Source organism: Macrococcus epidermidis (genome assembly GCF_003259695.1).
GTDB lineage: Bacteria > Bacillota > Bacilli > Staphylococcales > Staphylococcaceae > Macrococcoides > Macrococcoides epidermidis.
Map to the genome: position 1 here is coordinate 253,524 of NZ_PZJH01000001.1, position 20,987 is coordinate 274,510.

At 34.5% G+C, this 20,987-nt stretch carries 19 protein-coding genes; all 19 read left to right on the top strand.

The features are described 5' to 3' along the window. Positions 1-27: 27 nt before the first annotated feature. The 19 genes from BHU61_RS01420 to trxB all read left to right on the top strand — a co-directional run bounded on the left by BHU61_RS01420 (position 28) and on the right by trxB (position 20,946). On the top strand, positions 28-882 hold the full coding sequence (locus BHU61_RS01420) for a DegV family protein (protein WP_111714291.1): 855 nt from the start codon (positions 28-30) through the stop codon (positions 880-882). A 69-nt stretch (positions 883-951) separates the two neighbouring features. After that, positions 952-2,181: a DEAD/DEAH box helicase gene (locus BHU61_RS01425; RefSeq protein WP_170122425.1), complete on the top strand. Its 1,230-nt coding sequence runs from the start codon at positions 952-954 to the stop codon at positions 2,179-2,181. Continuing rightward, positions 2,171-2,857 (top strand): phosphoribosyltransferase family protein, encoded by a 687-nt coding sequence (locus BHU61_RS01430; protein ID WP_111714293.1) that lies wholly within the window; start codon positions 2,171-2,173, stop codon positions 2,855-2,857. Before BHU61_RS01425 ends, BHU61_RS01430 begins: the two co-directional genes overlap by 11 nt. Before the next feature lie 61 nt (positions 2,858-2,918). Then, entirely contained in the window at positions 2,919-3,482 is a 564-nt protein-coding gene (gene hpf, locus BHU61_RS01435; protein ID WP_111714294.1) for a ribosome hibernation-promoting factor, HPF/YfiA family, read from the top strand. A gap of 200 nt (positions 3,483-3,682) precedes the next feature. Continuing rightward, positions 3,683-6,211: a preprotein translocase subunit SecA gene (gene secA / locus BHU61_RS01440; RefSeq protein WP_111714295.1), complete on the top strand. Its 2,529-nt coding sequence runs from the start codon at positions 3,683-3,685 to the stop codon at positions 6,209-6,211. A gap of 5 nt (positions 6,212-6,216) precedes the next feature. After that, positions 6,217-7,318 (top strand): peptide chain release factor 2 gene (gene prfB / locus BHU61_RS01445; RefSeq protein WP_242444208.1). Its coding sequence is split into 2 segments (ribosomal slippage): positions 6,217-6,279 and positions 6,281-7,318, totalling 1,101 coding nucleotides; the frame shifts between segments, so codons are not numbered across the junction. Between the two features lie 112 nt (positions 7,319-7,430). Then, positions 7,431-7,748, top strand: a complete 318-nt coding sequence (cccB, locus tag BHU61_RS01450; RefSeq protein ID WP_096077097.1) for a cytochrome c551 — start codon at positions 7,431-7,433, stop codon at positions 7,746-7,748. A 123-nt stretch (positions 7,749-7,871) separates the two neighbouring features. Next, a complete protein-coding gene (locus tag BHU61_RS01455; protein WP_111714297.1) occupies positions 7,872-8,900 on the top strand; it encodes a C40 family peptidase in 1,029 nt (342 codons plus the stop codon). 345 nt (positions 8,901-9,245) lie between these two features. Next, complete coding sequence (locus tag BHU61_RS01460) at positions 9,246-9,686, top strand: CHAP domain-containing protein (protein ID WP_111714298.1); 441 nt, start codon at positions 9,246-9,248, stop codon at positions 9,684-9,686. A 118-nt stretch (positions 9,687-9,804) separates the two neighbouring features. Beyond that, positions 9,805-10,344: a TlpA family protein disulfide reductase gene (locus tag BHU61_RS01465; protein WP_096077094.1), complete on the top strand. Its 540-nt coding sequence runs from the start codon at positions 9,805-9,807 to the stop codon at positions 10,342-10,344. 15 nt (positions 10,345-10,359) lie between these two features. Further along, positions 10,360-11,007, top strand: a complete 648-nt coding sequence (locus BHU61_RS01470) for a YfbR-like 5'-deoxynucleotidase (RefSeq protein ID WP_096077093.1) — start codon at positions 10,360-10,362, stop codon at positions 11,005-11,007. Next, complete coding sequence (locus tag BHU61_RS01475; RefSeq protein ID WP_099580343.1) at positions 11,004-11,234, top strand: CsbA family protein; 231 nt, start codon at positions 11,004-11,006, stop codon at positions 11,232-11,234. The genes BHU61_RS01470 and BHU61_RS01475 overlap by 4 nt, the downstream gene beginning before the upstream one ends. A 130-nt stretch (positions 11,235-11,364) precedes the next feature. Further along, the gene (gene uvrB, locus BHU61_RS01480) at positions 11,365-13,344 is read left to right on the top strand and encodes an excinuclease ABC subunit UvrB (RefSeq protein ID WP_111714299.1); all 1,980 of its coding nucleotides are present in this window, start codon (positions 11,365-11,367) and stop codon (positions 13,342-13,344) included. Between the two features lie 4 nt (positions 13,345-13,348). Next, complete coding sequence (gene uvrA, locus BHU61_RS01485) at positions 13,349-16,171, top strand: excinuclease ABC subunit UvrA (protein ID WP_111714300.1); 2,823 nt, start codon at positions 13,349-13,351, stop codon at positions 16,169-16,171. Positions 16,172-16,279: 108 nt separating this feature from the next. Beyond that, positions 16,280-17,209 carry an HPr(Ser) kinase/phosphatase gene (hprK, locus tag BHU61_RS01490; protein ID WP_111714301.1) on the top strand — a complete coding sequence of 310 codons (930 nt, stop codon included), beginning with the start codon at positions 16,280-16,282 and terminating at the stop codon, positions 17,207-17,209. Between the two features lies 1 nt (position 17,210). After that, a complete protein-coding gene (gene lgt / locus BHU61_RS01495) occupies positions 17,211-18,053 on the top strand; it encodes a prolipoprotein diacylglyceryl transferase (RefSeq protein ID WP_111714302.1) in 843 nt (280 codons plus the stop codon). Continuing rightward, positions 18,031-18,513 carry an acyltransferase gene (locus BHU61_RS01500; protein ID WP_111714303.1) on the top strand — a complete coding sequence of 161 codons (483 nt, stop codon included), beginning with the start codon at positions 18,031-18,033 and terminating at the stop codon, positions 18,511-18,513. The genes lgt and BHU61_RS01500 overlap by 23 nt, the downstream gene beginning before the upstream one ends. A 32-nt stretch (positions 18,514-18,545) precedes the next feature. Beyond that, positions 18,546-19,964, top strand: coding sequence for a tetratricopeptide repeat protein (locus BHU61_RS01505; RefSeq protein WP_111714304.1), 1,419 nt, complete (start codon positions 18,546-18,548; stop codon positions 19,962-19,964). A 55-nt stretch (positions 19,965-20,019) separates the two neighbouring features. Beyond that, entirely contained in the window at positions 20,020-20,946 is a 927-nt protein-coding gene (gene trxB / locus BHU61_RS01510) for a thioredoxin-disulfide reductase (RefSeq protein WP_111714305.1), read from the top strand. The last annotated feature ends 41 nt before the right edge of the window (positions 20,947-20,987 follow it).

Sequence of the window (20,987 nt, forward strand, 5' to 3'; positions counted from 1 at the left end):
TGGGATGTATTGGGACGGAGGTATTTTATGAAAACAGCTATTATTACAGATTCAACTGCATATATTCCTGAATCAATCCTGAAGTCAGAGGATATTCGTATCATTTCACTGAATGTTATCTTTAAGGATGAAATATATTTAGAAGAAAAGTATGATGCGCAAACTTTCTATGAAAGAATGCGTACTGAAAAAGAATTGCCAACGACAAGTCAACCGACAACAGGTGCGTATGTCGCTCTTTTAGAGGAATTGAAAGCAGAAGGTTTTACCGATTGTATTGCAATACATCTATCTAGTGGTATCAGTGGTACTTATCAAAATGCCATAACAGCTGGATCGATGGTTGATGGTATTAATCTTCATGCGTTTGATTCAGAAATTGCAGCGATGGCAATGGGCTTTTATGTTCAACGTGCATCAGAACTGAAAGATAAACTTAGTCCTGAAGCGATTATTGCTGATTTAGAAGAGATGAAGCAACATACAAATGCTTATTTTATTGTAGATGATTTAAAAAATCTGCATAAAGGTGGACGACTCACTGGAGCTCAGGCATTAATAGGCAGTATGCTACAAGTTAAGCCGATACTTCATTTTGAAGATACTAAAATTGTACCATTTGATAAAGTGCGTACAAAGAAGAAAGCACTTAAGCAGATTAAAGATTTGTTTGCACAGGAAATTAAAGATTACGAACATGTAACGGCTGTATTAATTCACGCCAATGCTGAAGAAGAAGCGGATGCAATACTCGCTGATTTAAAAGCAGAATTTCCACATGTTAAATTTATTAAAAGTTATTTCGGACCTGTTATCGGAACGCACCTTGGAGAAAAGTCGATAGGTCTTGGATTTACGAATAAAAAGTTTGATATTTTATAACATTAATCGTCTTATATTTTATATTACCGGCACACATTTATTTGTGTGCTTTTTTTTATGGAGGAAATGATGAGAATATTAGTTTCAGAACAGAAGTCAGAGATTTCGGCAATCGAAATAGAAAGAAAAATAAAGTGTAATTTTTGTTTGAATGAAGATAAAAAACTATTCTATCACTATTATCACCATGGCTTTAAAGAAATAATATATTACTGCAGAAACTGTATCACACAAAGTATAAATTCCAGGCTATTTATTCACTATTACGAAACACCACAAAATAGTGAACAGATAAAGATTGATCTACCATTTAAGCTTACTGAACAGCAACGTAATGCCTCTCAATTTATTAAAGAACAAATAACACTTCAGCAATCTTGTTTATTATATGCAGTAACCGGTGCAGGTAAAACGGAGATGATCCTTGAAGGTATCGTGAAAGTTAGAGGAGAAGGAGGAAACGTTGCTGTTGTTTCTCCACGTACAGATGTTGTAAAAGAATTATCGTTACGACTTAATATTTATTTGAAGACAGAGCAAATCAGTACGTTATATGCGGGTCATTCTGAAATAACACAGCCGTACCTTATTATCAGTACGATTCATCAGTTGATGTATTTTAAATCACACTTCGATTTGATTATTGTTGATGAAATTGATGCCTTTCCAGCACAACACGATCCTAGATTGATGAAATTATTAGAAAGAGCATTGACGCCAAAAGGTATTTTTGTGTACTTGTCAGCGACACCACCAAAAAATATTATTCGCGCTTGTAATGGAAATATTGTTTATTTACCGTTGAGACATCACAAAAGACCATTACCTGTCCCACAGTTTAAATATTTAAGTCATGGATCAGTAAAGAAGAAACTTGATGATATGTTAAGAAATATCAAAGGAGATAAAATCATTTTAATCTTCTTCCATGATATACGATTAATGGAACAGACTTTTCGTTCTTTAAATAAAAATATACAAACAAAGACTGTATGTGTATATTCAGGTGATGATGAACGTCACGAGAAAATTGAAGCGATTAGAAATGCAAGCTATCAATTTGTTTTTACGACGACGATACTGGAACGAGGGTTTACGATGCATGGATTAAGTGTCTGGGTTATGAATAGTCATCTATTTCGAAGTGACAGTTTAATTCAAATTGCAGGTAGGGTAGATCGAAAAGGTGATGAACGTAATGGAGAAGTCATCTTCTTTCATGATGGCATTAGTTTATCAATGTTAGCAGCAGTTAGAGACATACGACAGATGAATATAAGGGGTGCTCATGTATCATAATCAATGTATTATTTGTCATGAGAGAATAGCCAATCCCTTAACCATTGACAATCTATTTTCAAAGCTTGATGTTGTCTGTCAAAGTTGTATTGATAAAATGCTTATGACAACGGAGTGTAGACGTTGTCCAAATTGCAAGAAAAAACTTGAAGAAGGAGAAACTAACTGTCTGGACTGTATGTTTATTGAGAAACATTTCGGATTTGTGAATAAAGTCGACTATGTGTGCGATTATCATGAAATGGCAGCTAATCTAATACATCAGTATAAATCGAATGGCGATATTCTACTTGCACAAGCATTTGCATCATGTATAAATGCCAAATTTAATCGGCGCTATTTCAGACAGTTTGATTATATTATCCCATTGCCTATATCAGCAGAACGTCTAAAGGTGAGAGGGTTCAATCATATAACAGAAATTATGAAATATGTTAAAGTGCCATATCATCAAATAATTGAGACAGAATTTCGTGAGAAACAAATGAATCTTAGTAAAACTGAACGAATGCGTCAAGAAAATCCTTTTCGATTAAATCATCCTATTAAAGATAATTCACGCATCTTATTAGTTGATGATATTTATACGACAGGTTTGACGATCAGCCATGCGCGTAGTGTATTTTTATCCTATAAACATTGTGAAATCAAAGTGTTAGCGTTTGCAAGAGCCTGAATATTTGGTAAAATATAAGTAGGAAGAAACAACAAGAATAGTTTCAAAGGAGCGATTCATTATGATTAGATATGAAATCCATGGAGATAACATCTCAGTAACAGAAGCGATCAGAAATTACATCGAAGAGAAATTAAGCAAACTTGAAAGATACTTTACAAACGTGCCGGATACGAATGCACACGTAAAGATTAAAACTTATCAAGATGGAAAATCTAAAGTAGAGGTAACAATTCCTCTTAAAAATGTTACATTACGTGCCGAAGAACGTCACGATGATTTATATGCAGCAGTTGACTTAATTGTTGAAAAATTAGAGCGTCAAGTACGTAAACACAAAACAAAAGTAAATCGTAAATTCCGTGAAAAAGGTATTGAAAAAGAAGTTTTCCCAAGTTTACCGGAAGTTGAAGAAGTACCAGCTGAAAAAGAGGATGAAATTGAAATCATCCGTTCTAAACAGTTTGACTTAAAACCGATGGATGCTGAAGAGGCGGTTTTACAAATGAATCTTTTAGGACATGATTTCTACATCTTTAATGATGCTGAAACAAACGATACAAATATCGTCTACAAACGTAAAGATGGTAAATATGGCCTTATTGAAACAAGCGTTAACCAATAATTGAATTAAAGTATATATCAAACTGAAGCGATTTTTCGCTTCAGTTTTTTTCTCGCTATAAATATATATCATTTATTTATATTTAATTTTTATGGTTTATTTTAACAGATAAAATATACGAAATATTTTTATAAAATCACGATAAGTGCTATTATTATTAGTTGAAGACGTATGTATACGTATTAAAAGGAGAGAACACAATGGGATTCATTAAAAAGATGTTAGATGGCAATAAAAGAGAACTTAAAACGTTATCTAAAATTGCTGATAAAGTAGAAACATTTGCAGAAGAAATTGCTTCATTATCCGATGAAGACCTTAAAAATAGAACAGCGAAATTTCAAGCTGATTTAAAAGAGATTGAAGATTATAGAAAACAAGAAAAATATTTAGATGATATTCTACCTGAAGCATATGCGATTGTCCGTGAGGCTTCAACGCGTGTGTTAGGTATGCGTCCATTTAAAGTTCAAATTATGGGTGGTACTGCGATACATCGTGGAGATATTGCGGAAATGAGAACTGGGGAAGGTAAAACGTTAACTGCTACAATGCCGGTTTATTTAAACGCATTAACAGGACGAGGCGTTCACGTTGTAACTGTCAACGAATACTTATCTAGCACACAAGCAGAAGAAATGTCTCAGTTATATAATTTCTTAGGCCTATCAGTAGGTGTTAACTTAAACCATTTATCTACTGAAGAAAAACGTGCTGCATATAATGCAGATATTACGTATAGTACGAACAATGAATTAGGATTCGATTACTTACGTGACAACATGGTTACGTATAAGGAAGAACGTGTTATGCGTCCTTTAAACTTCGCTATCATTGATGAGGTTGACTCAATCTTAATTGATGAAGCACGTACGCCATTAATTATTTCAGGTCAGGCTGAAAAATCAACGAGTCTTTATATTCAGGCGAATGTCTTTGTCAAGATGTTACGTGATGAAGAAGATTATAACTATGATGAGAAGACTAAAGGGATTCAGCTTACTGAGCAGGGTATAGATAAAGCTGAGAAAATGTTTAAAGTAGATAACCTTTATGATGTTAAGAACGTTAACTTAATGCATCATATTAATATCGCTTTAAAAGCAAATCGTTCAATGCTGAAAGATGTAGATTATGTTGTACAGGATGGCGAGATTGTTATCGTCGATCAGTTTACTGGCCGTACGATGCCTGGTCGTCGTTTCTCAGATGGGGTACATCAAGCAATTGAGGCGAAAGAAGCCGTTGAAATTCAAAACGAATCAAAAACAATGGCTTCAATTACATTCCAGAACTTCTTCCGTATGTATAATAAATTGTCTGGTATGACAGGTACAGCAAAAACAGAAGAAGAAGAATTAATGAATATCTATAATATGGCAGTTACACAAATCCCGACGAATAATCCGATTGCCCGTGTCGATGCAGCTGACTTAATCTTTGCTTCTGAAAAAGGTAAATTCCATGCTGTAGTCGATGAAGTCATTGAACGTCATAAACAAGGACAACCAGTGTTACTTGGTACTGTTGCAGTTGAGACGAGTGAATATATTTCTGATTTACTTAAGAAACGCGGTATTCGACATAATGTATTAAATGCTAAAAACCATGAACGAGAAGCAGAAATCGTTCAATATGCCGGTGAAAAAGGTGCTGTAACGATTGCTACCAATATGGCTGGTCGTGGTACGGATATTAAATTAGGTGAAGGTGTTAAAGAATTAGGTGGATTAGCTGTTATTGGTACTGAACGTCATGAATCACGTCGTATCGATGATCAGTTACGTGGTCGTTCTGGACGTCAAGGTGATCCAGGTTTCTCAAGATTCTACCTTTCACTTCAGGATGAACTGATGGTGCGTTTCGGTTCAGAACGTATGCAGTCAATGATGACAAAGCTAGGTATGAATGATGAAGCACCGATTGAATCAAAAATGGTTTCACGCGCAGTTGAATCCGCACAAAAACGTGTTGAAGGTAACAACTACGATAGCCGTAAACGTGTATTAGAATATGACGATGTTTTACGTAAACAACGTGAAATTATTTATGAAGAACGTAACGAAATCCTAGAAACTGAAGATTGTTCAGCAATGGTTCATGGCATGATTGAGCAATCTGTACGACGCGCAGTTGACTTCCATTTTGCTGGTGAAGAAGATACGCATGACTATGAAACGTTTATCAATTATGTTGAAGATATGTACCTTACTGAAGGTGCACTGAATGTTGAAGATATTAATCGACGAGATAATGATGAAATATATGAAATTGTTATGAAAGCTGTTGAGAAACAATTATTACATCAACAAGATGAATTGGGCGAACAATTCTTAGAATTTGAACGTATGATTCTGCTTCGCACAATTGATATGAAATGGACGGATCATATCGATACAATGGATCAGTTACGTACAGGTATCCATTTAAGAAGTTATGGACAAATTAACCCGTTACGTGAATATCAAAATGAAAGCTTAACGATGTTTGATGCAATGCTTGAAAATATTGAAGACGATGTGAGTAAATATGTATTAAAATCTATCGTCGAAAAAGATGAACATGTTGAACGTGAACAAGTTGCAGTAGGACAAGCAATGGTTGCAAATGACGGAAAAGAAAAAGTGAAGAAACAACCGAAAACAAAAACTGAGCCAGACATTGGTCGAAACGATCCATGTCCATGTGGTAGCGGTAAAAAGTATAAAAACTGTCACGGAAGAGAGTAGTCTGAATGGAACAATTTGAAATTAACAATGCTTTAAATGAGATTAAAGAGAAAATAGATAGCTTTAGGGGGTCTCTTTGACTTAGAAGAAAAAGAGACAAACATTCAAGAATATGAAGAGATGATGGCTGATCCGGATTTCTGGAATGATGGGGATAAAGCCCAAGAGATTATCAATAAAAATAATGCTTTAAAAGAAGTTGTAAATGGCTTTAATGCATTAGTAGAAAAGTATGAAAACATTGAAGTATTAATAGAAATGTTGAAGGAAGAATCAGATAAAGAAAGTGAAGCAGAGCTGATTCAACAACTTCAAAGTTTAACCGAAGATACAAATGAATTTGAACTTAAAATGTTACTGAATGGTGAGTTTGATGCAAATAATGCGATTTTAGAGTTACATCCAGGTGCTGGTGGAACAGAGTCACAAGACTGGGGAGAAATGCTCTTACGTATGTATCAGCGATTTGCAGATAAACGTGGATTTAAAGTTGAAACACTTGATTATTTACCGGGGGATGAAGCTGGAATAAAGAGTGTCACAATCTTAATTAAAGGCCATAATGCTTATGGTTATTTAAAAGCTGAAAAAGGTGTTCATCGATTAGTGCGTATCTCTCCATTTGATTCTTCTGGAAGACGTCATACATCATTTGTATCATGCGATGTAACACCAGAACTAAATAATGAGAATATTGAAATTGAGGTTAGGGCAGAAGATATTAAAGTCGATACGTATCGTGCTAGTGGTGCAGGTGGACAGCACATCAATACGACAGACTCTGCTGTCCGAATCACCCATACTCCAACAGGAATTGTTGTTACTTGCCAGAATGAACGCTCTCAAATTAAGAACAGAGATCAGGCTATGAAAATGTTAAAGGCGAAATTATATCAGCGTAAGATTGAAGAACAAGAAGCTGAGCTCGCGGCAATTCGTGGTGAACAAAAAGAAATCGGCTGGGGATCACAAATTCGTTCTTATGTATTCCATCCTTATTCAATGGTGAAAGATCACAGAACAAATGCGGAAACTGGAAATACAGGAGCAGTGATGGATGGCGATCTTGATTTATTTATTGATGCTTATTTAAAAAGCCAATTATAAGCATTCCAAATGTTTAATAAAAGTATTAACGATAAAAGAGATAGAGACAATCATTTGTCACTATCTCTTTTTTGGGTATAATTAAAGTAATATAAAATATGGGGGTATTATCATGAAAAAATTATTTACAGGACTTGCACTTTCAGCATTAGTACTCGGGGCATGTGGAAATGGTGAAGAAGAAAAAACAACGGACAAAACAACTTCAAATGATCCAGGCAGAGAAGCATTTGCCAATAGTTCATGTATTGGATGTCATGGTAAAGACTTAGAAGGTGGAAGCGGACCAAACTTAACAAAGGTCGGAGGAAAATATTCTGAACAGGAAATTTTAGAAATTATAAAGAATGGTAAAGGCTCTATGCCAAAGAATTTAGTTGAAGGTAAAGATGCAGAAAATATAGCGAAGTATTTAGCAAAACAAAAATAATAAAATTTTATAGAATACTTAAAGATAATATTACAAGTACGTAACAAATGCCTGAAATTAGATGAACATATGCTATATTATTTTTAAGTAAACACATGGGCTTACAGGAGGCATTTGTACAATATGAAAAGATTAGTTTTATCGATTGTTGGCTTAACAACAATCATTACAGTTGCTTCACAGGCACAAGCAAGTAATTATCATGTGAAGCAAGGTGATACACTTTATACGATTGCAAAAGAAAATGGTACAAGTGTCTATGAATTAAAGCTTTTAAACAATTTGAATGAAACACAGCTTACGCCAGGACAAAAAATAAAGATTTCATCAGATTACTATAAAGTGACAAAAGATGATACAGTACAGAGTATCGCGAAGAAATTTAAGATTACACCATTTGAAGTTAGATTCTGGAACAGATTATCTTCAAATGAGTTGACAATAGGTAAAAAACTAATTGTTTCTGAAGATGCTTATCGTAAATATAAAGAAAAAAAACGTAAAAACCATCATGTAACGCCGGCGCTTTCACCGGATTCGGCAAGAATACTTGATGAAATTGATCAAAAAGAATTAAAAGAATCTTTAAACAACGAAGAAACTGATATTAATGAAGAAATGGATAGTAATGATATTCAAGTCACAGTAGATGAAAACTATTCATCTGAATCGGATGTCCAAAATATTGATGCTGAATATTATACTCAAAATAGTCAGTCATTGAATGAGTCATCGAATGCAATATCAGAAGAAAATACTCAATTAAATACACTAGTAGATAAGTCGACTCAAAAAAAACCATTCAATATGATTGAAGGCGATGTTGCACGAATAGCCCATCGCATTGCTGAAGGTAAATCATATGTTTATGGTGCCAACAGTAATAATGCTGTAGATTGTTCAGCATTTGCGCAACAAGTCTTAAAAGCTTTAGGTAAATCAATTCCACGAACAACTTATGAACAGATGGCAGTCGGTACAAGAGTTCTACAGCCACAGCCGGGAGACCTTGTATTTTTTAATAATGGCAGTCATGTCGGAGTTTACATTGGCAATGGCCAGATGGTTGATGCATTGAATCCAAAAGCTGGAGTGGGCCAGCGAGCAGTAAATTACATTAGTGGAACGATTACAGGATATTATCGTTATTAATATGGTGTTTAATAGAAGCGCGTGTCTATTATGTCATGCGTTTTTATTTTTTAGTTTTTCCGATTTTAGATGCTATAAATTAATAAAATATAAATATATATATATAATAATTTGAAAATTTGAAATCTTAATGAGAGAAGTAATATTTAGAGCATAAATCTACTATAGTATTACAAACTGAACATACTTTTGTAATATTGATGCAAAAAATTACGTGTGTCATGACACTTGTATTACATATCCGTAACATTGAATTCTTAATACTTTCTTTATGGTAATATAATTTCTGTTGATAAATAATTCATTATTTATACATAAATATATTATTCGGAGGAAAAAGAAATCATGAAAAAAATCGTTTTATCATTTATTACTACTATGATGTTATTGACTACTGCCGAGTTTACTGAAGTTATGCCACAATCACAAGTTAAAACAGCTGAGGCTGGTTCTTATGGATATTCAAATCCTTATTACTGGGGAAGTTGCGCATATTATGCATACCAACGTCGTGCACAATTAGGAAGACCGGTTGGTAAGTATTGGGGCAATGCGGCAAACTGGGCATATAAAGCACGTTATGCAGGATATAAAGTTAGAAGATCACCAATTAAAGGTGCTGTACTTGTTTCTCGAAGTGGATATTATGGTCATGTTGCAGTAGTGGAAAGAACATATAGTAATGGATCAATTTTAGTATCAGAAATGAATTATCCTCGTCAAGGTGTTAAGACTTATCGTGTGATTTCTAAATATCAAAAAGGAAACTATCAATATATTTATTAAAATTATACAGAAGATGAACATTAAATGGTTCATCTTCTTTTTTGTTTTTAAGTTGACTTAGGTTTAAACTTATTTCTAATTACGTTATGATAGACATAATAACTATTGAGGTGGAAAGATGAAGCATTTAATCACGGCAATACTTCTTTTTATATTTTTAAGTTTAGTGGGATATAGTATTTATCAAGCGACACAATTTAATACAGCTTCAGATGATGCAAAGCAGGTAACAACCCATGAACATCCTATCAACAATCAAAATATTAGTAATGTAACGGTAAATGATTTAGAATCAAATCAATTTAAATTGAAAGAACAATTAAAACATGATATCAATATCATTAATTTCTGGGCATCATGGTGTGGCCCATGTAATGAAGAGATGCCTGAACTTGTTGCTTTTGATAACGAGAAACCTAATCATGTAGGATTAATCGGTATGAATGTGCAGGACAAAGAGAAAAAGCGAACTGCGTTTATACAGCAGTATAAAGCGAAATACCCGATGTTAGTTTTAGATGAAGCACAAATGAAACAATATAAGATTAACAATATTCCTACAACAATTTTTGTTGATAAAAATGGTAAGGTTTTAAAAACTTATATTGGTGAACTCAATAGAAATAAGTTAGAAAAAATAATAGCAGATTTAAAATAAAGAGGAGTGATTGTAGTGGGTGTACATCAATATTTTAAAAGTTTATCTGACTTAGAAAAGCTAATACGCTGTCCAGGTAAGTTCAAATATCAGGAGCATAATGTAGCAAGTCACTCATTTAAAGTTACAAAAATTGCTCAGTATCTTGCTACAGTTGAAGAATATCATGGCACTGAGATTAACTGGAAAAATGTCTATGAAAAAGCACTCAACCACGATTATCCTGAAATTTTTACAGGTGATATAAAAACACCTGTTAAATATGCTTCTAAAGAGCTTAAGCAATTATTCAGTGATGTGGAAGAACAGATGATTGCACGTTTTATAGACTCTGAATTTCCGGAAAGCTATCGAGCGATTTATCATGAACGATTAAAAGAAGGAAAAGATGAAACGATAGAAGGTCAAATCCTTTCAGTGGCTGATAAAATTGATTTACTATACGAGTCTTTTGGAGAGATCCAGAAAAGAAATCCAGAACCGCTATTCTTTGAAATATATGAAAAGAGCTTACGCACAATTATACAATTTGACCACTTACATTGTGTACAGGATTTCCTTGAAAATATACTTCCTGAAATGTTACAGGAAAAATTTATTCCACGTTCAGAATTAAAGGAATTAACGGTATCAATATTAGAAGTAAAAGAGTCAGATCTATGACGATATGGTATTGGTTAGCCTCATTATTACCAGCGCTTATGGTCGTTATATTTAGTATGATTGTCAGAAATAAATACACGGGCATGATACTATCTACTATAGTAATCGGTGTATCAGTCTATAAAGGATTTTTTCATTCACAGATGATCGTATTTTTAGATACGATGAGTCTAATTATTGGTTATTTAATTGTGGACTTTTATAAATTAGATAAAGGAAATGACTAACAGTTCAAACATTTTATGTTCTGAGCTGTTTTCTTTTTATATGATAAAGTTAGTGTAATATCTCGTCCGAACAAATGTTTGTATTTTTTATTTTTTTTTTGGTAAAATATTATCGAAAAGGAGGGCGCATATGGAACATCATCCGTTTGTTATTAAATCAGATTATAAGCCTGCTGGCGACCAGCCAGAAGCGATTAAAAAAATCGTAGAAGGTATTAAAGAAGGTAAGCGTCATCAGACTTTACTTGGTGCAACAGGTACAGGTAAGACGTTTACAATGAGTAATGTTATTAAAGAAGTTGGTAAACCTACGTTAATTATGGCCCATAATAAGACTTTAGCAGGTCAATTATATAGTGAGTTTAAAGAGTTTTTCCCTGATAATCGTGTTGAATATTTCGTGAGTTATTATGATTATTATCAACCTGAAGCGTATGTGCCTTCTACAGATACTTTTATCGAGAAAGATGCATCGATTAACGATGAGATCGATAAATTACGACATTCGGCAACGAGTGCTTTATTTGAACGTGATGATGTGATCATCATCGCTTCAGTAAGCTGTATCTATGGATTAGGAAACCCTGAAGAATATAAAGATATGGTTGTAAGTATGCGTGTAGGGATGGAGGTTGAACGCAATCAATTATTACGTAAATTAATTGATATTCAGTATGCACGAAATGACATCGATTTTAAACGTGGTACATTCCGTGTGCGTGGAGATGTCGTCGAAATTTTTCCGGCTTCTCGTGACGAGCAATGTGTACGTGTTGAATTCTTTGGAGATGAGATTGAACGAATTCGTGAAATTAACTACTTAACAGGAGAAGTACTTAAGGAACGTGAGCATTTCACATTATTCCCAGCCAGTCACTTCGTTACACGTGAAGAAAAAATGCAGATTGCAATTGAACGTATCGAGAAAGAATTGGAAGAACAGCTGAAAAAATTTAGAAAAGAAGGTAAATTACTTGAAGCACAACGTCTAGAGCAACGTACGAACTATGATTTAGAAATGATGCGTGAGATGGGATTCTGTTCAGGCATTGAGAATTATTCTGTGCATTTGACATTACGTCCACTAGGTGCAACACCTTATACTTTACTTGATTATTTCGGTGATGACTGGTTAATCATGATGGATGAAAGTCACGTTACATTGCCACAGGTTAGGGGTATGTATAATGGTGACCAGGCACGTAAAAATGTGTTGGTAGATCACGGATTCAGATTGCCGAGTGCGCTTGATAACCGACCGCTTAAATTTGAAGAATTTGAAGCAAAAGGACATCAGTTTGTCTATGTTTCTGCAACACCAGGGCCTTATGAAATTGAACATACAGATGAAATGGTAGAACAGATTATTCGACCAACTGGATTACTTGATCCAATTGTTGAAGTACGTAAATCTGAACATCAAATTGATGACTTAATGGAAGAAATTAGACAACGTATTGAAAAAAATGAACGTGTACTCATTACGACATTAACGAAGAAGATGAGTGAAGATCTAACGACCTATTTAAAGGAAGCAGGAATTAAAGTTAACTATCTTCATTCTGAAATAAAAACTTTAGAACGTATAGAAATCATTCGTGATCTAAGATTAGGTGTTTTCGATGTACTTGTCGGAATCAACTTATTAAGAGAAGGATTAGATATTCCTGAAGTATCTCTCGTTGCAATTCTTGATGCGGATAAAGAAGGTTTCTTACGCAGTCATCGTTCTTTAATTCAGATAATCGGTCGTGCTGCACGTAACGATCAAGGGAAAGTTATCATGTACGCAGATAAAATGACTGATTCAATGAAGATAGCGATTGATGAAACCAATCGTCGTCGTGAAATTCAGGAGCGTTATAATACAGAACATGGCATCACACCGATGACCATTAATAAAAAAGTACGCGATATAATTAGTGCAACACCAGATGTTGCAGAAGATTTACCGACTAAAGATAAGAAAAAGAAAAAATTAACAGTAAAAGAGCGTAATGCAATGATTGAAAAAGTTGAGCATGAAATGAAAGAAGCAGCAAAAGCACTTGATTTTGAACGTGCTACTGAGCTGAGAGACATTTTATTTGAGCTTAAAGCTGAAGGGTGACAATATGAAAAATAAATCAATCGTAGTTAAAGGTGCGAGAGCACATAATTTAAAGAATATAGATATAGAAATACCGCGTGATAAACTGGTCGTTATGACTGGACTTTCAGGATCGGGTAAATCAAGTTTAGCTTTCGATACTATTTATGCTGAAGGTCAAAGAAGATATGTAGAATCACTAAGTGCTTATGCCAGAATGTTCTTAGGCCAAATGGATAAACCTGATGTCGATGTGATAGAAGGGTTATCGCCTGCGATATCAATTGATCAGAAAACGACGAGCAAGAATCCACGAAGTACAGTTGCGACAGTTACTGAAATTTATGATTATCTGAGATTGTTATATGCACGTATCGGTATACCTTATTGTCCGATTCACGGTATTGCGATTGAATCACAAACGATTCAACAGATGGTAGATAAAGTTATGGCGATGGAAGAGCGTACAAAGATTCAGATTTTCGCACCAGTTATTCGTGGGCGAAAAGGGACACATAAGAAGTTGATAGAAGAAATTTCTAAAAAAGGTTATGCACGTATACAGGTTGATGGCGAAGTATATGATGTTACCGACGAAATTGATTTAAATAAAAATCAAAATCACGATATTGATGTAGTAGTCGATCGTCTTGTTGTAAAGCCAGGTATCGAAGCAAGACTTGCAGACTCTTTAGAGAATGCTTTAAAACTTGCAGAAGGGAATGTCGTGGTAGATGTTATTGGCGGTGAGCAGGTAAAGTTTTCTGAACATCATGCATGTCCGATTTGTGGTTTTTCAATTGAGAAACTAGAACCGAGAATGTTCTCGTTTAATTCGCCGTTTGGTGCTTGTCCTGATTGCGATGGATTAGGCACTAAATTATCGGTTGATGTCGACCTTGTTATTCCGGATAAATCGCTCACACTTGATAAAGGAGCGATTCTGCCATGGGAACCGATTAGTTCTAACTACTATCCAACTTTGCTAAAGCAAGCATGTAAACATTTTAATATCAGTATGAAAAAACCTTTCGAAAAGTTAACAGAAGAAGAACAGCATATTATTTTATATGGTCATAATGACGAAATATCTTTTACATTTAAACAGGATAATGGAGTTACGCGTAAACGTGTAATGCAGTATGAAGGTGTATTAAATAATATCGAACGTCGTTATAAGGAAAGTCCTTCTGAATATACACGCGAACAAATGCGTAAATATATGGTGGATGAAGCTTGTCATACGTGCCATGGCTATCGACTCTCAAATGAAGCGATGAGTGTGAAGATAAAAGACCAACACATTGGACAAGTTGTAGAATTTTCGATCGGTGAAGCATTGAAATATTATGATTCGATTGAATTAACTGAGAAAGAGCAGCAAATCTCTAAACTTATATTAAAGGAAATTACTGAACGCTTGAGTTTCTTAAACAATGTTGGTCTTGAATATTTAACATTAAACCGTGCCGCTGGAACGCTTTCAGGTGGAGAAGCTCAACGTATTAGATTAGCAACGCAAATTGGTTCTCGTTTAACAGGTGTAATGTACGTATTGGATGAACCATCCATCGGGTTACATCAACGAGATAACGATAAGCTAATTGATACATTGAAGTCTATGCGAGATATGGGAAATACATTGATTGTTGTAGAGCATGATGAAGATACGATGCTTGCTGCAGACCATTTAATTGATATCGGACCAGGCGCGGGTGTACATGGTGGTGAAATTGTAGCGCAAGGTACACCGAATCAAGTCATGAAAAATAAAAAGTCATTAACAGGGCAATATTTAAGTGGTAAAAAACAAATAGAAATGCCTGAAACGCGTCGTAAACCAGATGGACGTTTTATAACCATCGAAAATGCGACAAGTAATAACTTAAAGGGTGTATCTGTCAATATTCCATTAGGTATGATGACCTTAGTCACTGGTGTATCAGGTTCAGGTAAAAGTAGCTTAGTTAATGATGTGTTGTATAAAGCACTTGCTCAAAAATTATATAAAACAAAAGCAAAACCTGGTCCCCATGACGCAGTGACAGGTATTGAGCATATTGATAAAATTATTGATATTGATCAATCACCTATCGGACGTACACCACGATCAAATCCAGCCACATATACAGGACTATTTGATGATATACGCGATGTATTCAGTCAAACGAATGAAGCGAAGTTACGCGGCTATCAAAAAGGCCGTTTTAGCTTTAATGTTAAGGGCGGCAGATGTGAAGCTTGTCGAGGTGATGGTATCATCAAGATAGAAATGCACTTCTTGCCAGATGTATATGTACCGTGTGAAGTGTGTGGCGGAAAACGCTATAACCGCGAAACATTAGAAGTAACCTATAAAGATAAAAATATTGCTGATATATTAGATATGACAGTAGAAGATGCATATCACTTCTTCGAAAATATTCCTAAAATTAAACGTAAACTAAAAACGATAGTAGATGTTGGTTTAGGTTATGTGAAGTTGGGACAACCTGCTACTACATTATCGGGTGGAGAAGCACAACGTGTTAAATTAGCCAGTGAGTTACACCGTAGAAGTAACGGTAAGACTTTATATATTCTGGATGAGCCGACAACAGGTCTTCATGTCGATGATATTGCGAGATTACTTAAAGTATTAGAGAAGCTTGTAGAAAATGGTGATACTGTCCTGATTATCGAACATAATTTAGATGTAATTAAAACAGCAGATCATATTATTGATTTAGGACCGGAAGGTGGTGACAATGGCGGTAAGATTATCGCCATTGGTACCCCGGAACAAATTATGGAATCAAGCGCATCTTATACAGGAAGATATTTAAAACGACATGTAGAACGTCAGTAAATAATAAAGAGACATTGACATGAATTTGTCAGTGTCTCTTTGTCGTTTTAAATTGTATTATTGCGTAAAGTTATTTAATATGAAAGTATTGGATGATGGAGGTTTAACATGATAACAAGTATAGAATTGATCGAGAAGTTTGACTTAGAAATTATTGCAGGTAATGTAGCGATAGAAATTCCTATTATCAATACGAATATATCGAGACCAGGATTAGAGATGGCAGGATTCTTTTCACATTATTCTTCTGATAGAATACAGGTGCTCGGAACAACTGAAATGTCGTTTTTCGAAACATTGAGTAAAGAAGACAGAAGAGAACGTATGCAAAAACTATGTAGAAAAGAAACACCTTGTATTATTTTAACGCGAGATATTGATGCGCCTGAAGAACTAGTGGATGCTTGTAACCGTAAAGGAACACCATTGTTAAGTAGTAGTGATGTTACGACAAGTTTAATCAATAAAATTTCTTCATTCCTGGAAAGAGAGCTCGCACCTGAAACAAGTCTTCATGGTGTTTTGGTTGATGTATACGGAGTCGGTGTACTCATCACGGGTGATTCTGGTGTAGGGAAAAGTGAAACGGCATTGGAGCTTGTTAAACGTGGACATAGATTGGTTGCTGATGACAATGTTGAAATTAAAGAAATTTCAAGAAATGTTTTAATGGGAAAAGCACCGAAACTTATTGAACATCTGCTTGAAATTCGTGGCTTAGGTATTATCAATGTCATGACACTTTTTGGAGCTGGTAGTGTATTACCTGAAAAAAGACTAATGTTAAATGTCAATCTTGAATTCTGGGCGAAAGATAAAACGTATGATCGTGTGGGTTTAGTAGAAGAAACATTAACGATACTTGACTCTAAGATTACAAAGAAAACTGTACCGGTAAGACCTGGACGTAACTTAGCTGTTATAATCGAAGTTGCAGCGATGAATTATCGATTAAATAAGATGGGTACAAATACTGCAAAAGATTTTAATGACAGGTTAAATGCACAAATTAAAAATCAATCATTAAAGGAGATTTAAAATGCTGTTAACGCTTAACCCTATAGCACTAGAGCTTGGTCCGATACAAATTCGCTGGTATGGCGTCATTATAGCGGTAGGTATATTACTTGGATATCTACTCGCACAACGTGAAACAGAAAAGAAGCATTTTCCTGAAAATACGCTGATAGATATTGTGATCAGTTCAGTAATTTCGGGCATAATTTGTGCGAGAATCTATTATGTTGTATTTGAATGGTCATATTATAAAGAACATCTGTCTGAGATACCGATGATTATGAACGGTGGTATAGCGATACATGGTGGCTTGATTGGAGCACTTGGGATGGCTTACTTTTTAACACGCAAGAAGCATGTATCATTTTTCCAGCTTGGTGATATTGCAGCACCAAGTATTATTCTTGGTCAGGCAATCGGACGCTGGGGGAATTTTATGAATCAGGAGGCGCATGGTGGGGAAGTATCAAGAAGTTTCTTAGAGCAACTTCATATACCTGAATTCATCATTAACAACATGAAGATAGACGGCGTTTATTATCATCCTACTTTTCTTTATGAATCGATATGGAATTTCACGGGTTTTGTTATTTTATTATTACTCCGCAAACATTTGAAGATTGGCCAGACGTTACTTAGCTATGCCATTTGGTATTCAATCGGACGTTTTTTCATCGAAGGTATGCGTACGGACAGTTTAATGTTAACGGAACATTTAAGAATTGCACAGATGATTTCAATTACGATTATCATTGCTGCACTTGCGATATGGATTTATCGTAATTTTAAATATCAATTGCCTAAATATAAAGACGTTAATTTTCCGATGAGGAGTTCAAGTGATGCGCAAAACGTCAAGCATTAGATCAAATGGAGTTAATCCTTTATGGCATATGTATCGCACAGTTTCATTTATTAAAGTAGCCAAGAATTTTGTTGTGATAGAAAGTGGCAGAATATGTCCTTCAGTTAAATTAAAACGTCATTTATATCGCATATTTCTCGGTATGAAAATCGGCAATAAAACTTCAATTGCATATAAAGCGATGCCTGACTTGATGTTTCCTGAAAGAATTACAATCGGTGATAATTCAGTAATAGGCTACAATGCTACTTTGTTAACACACGAATATTTAATCGACGAGTATCGTATTGGAAATATTGAAATCGGATCAAATGTATTAATAGGTGCTAATGCACTCGTATTACCTGGCGTAACAATCGGTGATAATGCAATCATTGGAGCGATGACACTCGTGTCCAAAGATGTGCCGGAAAATTCATTTGCATATGGTAATCCAATGATTATTAAAAATAAGGTATAATTGAAGTATCGACATAAAAAGGGGTGTGATGGATGGATAACATTATAAAATTTCCTAGTAATGATGATGAATTTTATAAGATCGGTTTAAAAAAACAGAGCCAGCAATCATATGATGAAGCCATCTCATTTTATATAAAATCCCTTCAAAAAGAAAACAAATGGAAAGTAAATAAAAGCTTATCAGAATGTTTACAGATGATTGGTAAGTTTGATGATGCAGAACAAACGTTAATTAAGTATTTAAGTACGGATTTTGATTGTATAGATGTGTTTTATGAACTCAGTCAACTGTTCGTAAAACGTCGCGATCCTAATAAGGCTTTTTTATTTGGTATGTACTACTGCTTGCATTCAGATGATATTTCATATCTTGATGAACTACAGACATTGTTTGAAGTATTTTACGAAGATCAGTCAAAGGTTGAAAGTGAAAGTGAAAGTTTTGTTGTGCACTATATCTTTCAGAATTTCTTTCAGAACTTTCATTATGAATTAGCGCTGGACTGGATTAATTATCAGCCTGTTGATATACAGGAACGTTCAGAAATACGTAATTTAAAAGCGATGACTTTACTTTTTATCGGACAATACAAGGAAAGTGGCGCGATATTAGAGCAGCTATTATATGAAGATGCGACAGATATACATGCACTTTGTCATTATACTCTACTGCTATATAATACGAATCAAACAGAACAGTATGAATTATATTTAAAACGTCTAAAAAAAATTGTACCGATTAATGATGAAGAGAAGTTTAAGCTAGGTATCGTGCTAAGTTTCCTGAAAAAATTTGAATCATCTCAAGATTTACTTTTACCATTGTACAAAAAGGGTAAATTTGTGAATAGTCAAATGTTACACGCACTTAGTTTTAATAGTTTTGCTTTAGGTCATCACAGTCAGTCTGATCAATTGTGGGCAAATCTTACTGAAATGGTACAGAATCCAGGACCTAGTCCGAGGCAAATTTATGATGGCCAACAATATTTGAGTGATGAAATTTTACCCCTTCTTGAACATATCGATCGCAATCATCGTTTGATCGGCATCTTTTTAATTTCGCAGATGAATGATAAGACACTTATTATCAATCGTAAAGTATGGGAAATTCTAGAAGGTATGCCTGACTTTGAAAAGCTCTACCTTTCATATATCTTTCATAATATTAATCTAATAAAACTTGATTTTATCCATAAAGGATTGAAAGTGTTAATCGATGAAGTATATGATATTGCTTTATTTGATTATTGGATTGAAAAAGCTGAAGCAATTATTGATGCTAAGATGGATCTGAAAAATATCCAGGCATACACTGCAGTATGTTACTTCTTATATATGAGGATGTCGAATGATAAAATAACTAAGCGAGAAGTTATCGAAAAATTTAATACGACGCGTTATCATTTTGTAAAAGTATATGATGCCTTTAAGCAAAATAATATTTAAAATTAATAAGTTGTTGTATATTGAACTTACGAATTGAAATAATGGAGGTAAGAAAATGACTGAAATAAAAGAATATGATGTAGTAATCGTTGGTGCAGGCCCTGCAGGAATGACTGCAGCAGTTTATGCATCGCGAGCTAATCTATCAACAATTATGATTGAACGTGGTATGCCAGGTGGACAAATGGCAAACACAGCAGATGTAGAAAACTTTCCGGGATTTGATTTAATCACTGGACCAGATTTATCTACAAAAATGTTTAATCATGCGCAAAAATTTGGTGCTGAATATGCATATGGAGATATTAAATCTGTAACATTAGACGGAGATATGAAAATTATCGATCTAGGTGAGAAACAATTAAAAGCAAAAGTACTAATCATAGCAACTGGTGCTGAATATAAAAAGATTGGTGTACCTGGTGAACAGGAATTAGGTGGCCGAGGCGTTTCATATTGTGCTGTATGTGACGGAGCATTCTTTAAACAGAAACACTTAATCGTTATCGGTGGTGGAGATTCTGCAGTTGAAGAAGGTGTATACTTAACTAAGTTTGCAGACAAAGTTACAATCGTCCATCGTAGAGATAAATTAAGAGCACAAAAAATCTTACAGGATCGTGCCTTTAAAAATGAAAAAGTTGATTTCATCTGGAATTCAACATTAAAATCAATTAACGGAGATACAAAAGTGAGTTCTGTAACGTTAGTTGATAATGATGGTGTTGAATCAACTGTACCAACAGACGGTGTGTTCGTATATATCGGAATGCAGCCATTAACGAAACCATTTTTAGATTTAGGTATTACTGATGAAGTAGGATACATTATTACAAATGATGAAATGGAAACAAGCATTCCTGGCATTTATGCTGCAGGAGATGTACGTGTTAAAAAATTAAGACAAATTGTTACTGCAACAGGTGATGGTAGTATTGCCGCACAAAATGCACAACACTATATTGAATCTTTAAACGACTAATGATAACCAGAAAATAGATACGCATTCGCGTGTCTATTTTT